A 1398-nucleotide genomic window follows, 5' to 3' on the forward strand; every position below is an offset into this window, starting at 1 on the left:
AATGTACATGGACTCAAATGATTGGATCGTAAGTTAGGTCCTCCAAATGGAAAATATCCCCAGATTCATATTGTGCGAGAGTTTCTTCAAAAATCCGCTGATGTTCAAGCCTTCGTCGACCATTAGAAGATCGCTCTGGTTCTTTACATAACTCTGAAATAAGCTCAACCATAGGCTTTGACCAATAATCACTCATACCGTTTAGCATTTCAAGCAATGTTCCTTTGTAGCCTATTTTCTTCTTCATGAGTAAGGTTAAACAGTAGGTAATCATCGCAATATAAACCTGATTATAGACCGCATTTTTTCCTTTTCCGTATAACGTCTTCAGGACAAGATGTTGTTTGATCCATTTGAAAAATAATTCAATCTGCCACCGATTCCGATAAAGATCACCGATCTCTTCCGCCTTGACTTTTGCGTCATTGCAGATAATGGAAATCTTATTCCCTTCGCTATCTACTGTCTCGACTAATTGTAAAGGGGTCTTCATGGTGCCAATTTTCACAATGGCGTGTCGTATAATGGAAGAAGATGGATCGACTGGTAACTCTTCGATTACATCTACTACGGCATTGCTTTTAATCCGTGTAACAAATCGAATTCCGTTCGAAGAATAAAGTTCAAATTTCTCAAAGTTGTAGTATCCCCGATCAAAGACATGGAGGGCCTTTTTATCCGGTGTCATGAGTGCGTCTAACTGTGTTTCATCAGCTGGTCTGGCAGGGGTTGGAATGACAGCATTTGGATATGATTCTTCCCCAATAAAAACCACAGATGTATGGAGCTTTATCCCAGCCTTTGTCTCTCGAAAATCGGCCCATTCATATTGTTTAAGACACATCGAAATGGTAGAGGAATCAATCAAAATCAGTTTTCCAAGTTCCTCCTTTGCCTTTTTTGGTCCCATGACTTGGTGCAGTTGTTGAATTAAATGGTGTAAAACGGCTTGGCAAACCCCCGGGGGGATACTTCGATTTTTACGAGAAAGCTGCGACTTACTGATGCTTTCTAATCCCACTAGTCTCTGAACATTTTTCTTCCGGCTCACCTGTTCACTCACTCTTCTCAAACTTGTGAACCCTTTTAGTTGTGCGTATAGGAATATATAAACATACTTAAGAGTCTCGAGCTTTTTCACGTATTTATCAATACCCGCGTAATCGATCATTTTTTGAATAACTTTTGGTTCCAATGGATGGATGTATTCCTTGAATACAGTTTTTATGGTATAATTGCCCATGGTTACTCCTTATATTTAGGGATTTGGACAGGACTACCATTCCCTAATTATAAGGTTTTTTTGTGGACTTTTGTAGTGATAATTGTCATTATTCATAATTTTGGCATAGTTATTTTCTCTTGACTTTTGGGTGGAAATTTAATGCAACGCTAGTG

General features: G+C 38.8%; 1 protein-coding gene. It reads right to left on the minus strand.

Features of this window, described 5'->3' with window-relative positions:
* Positions 1-13 precede the first annotated feature (13 nt).
* A complete protein-coding gene (locus tag IPU53_RS24625) occupies positions 14-1243 on the minus strand; it encodes an IS4 family transposase (RefSeq protein ID WP_207454165.1) in 1230 nt (409 codons plus the stop codon).
* Positions 1244-1398: the final 155 nt, after the last annotated feature.

Source organism: Bacillus sp. SD088, from assembly GCF_017355205.1.
In the GTDB taxonomy this organism is placed as follows: domain Bacteria; phylum Bacillota; class Bacilli; order Bacillales; family Bacillaceae_C; genus Lederbergia.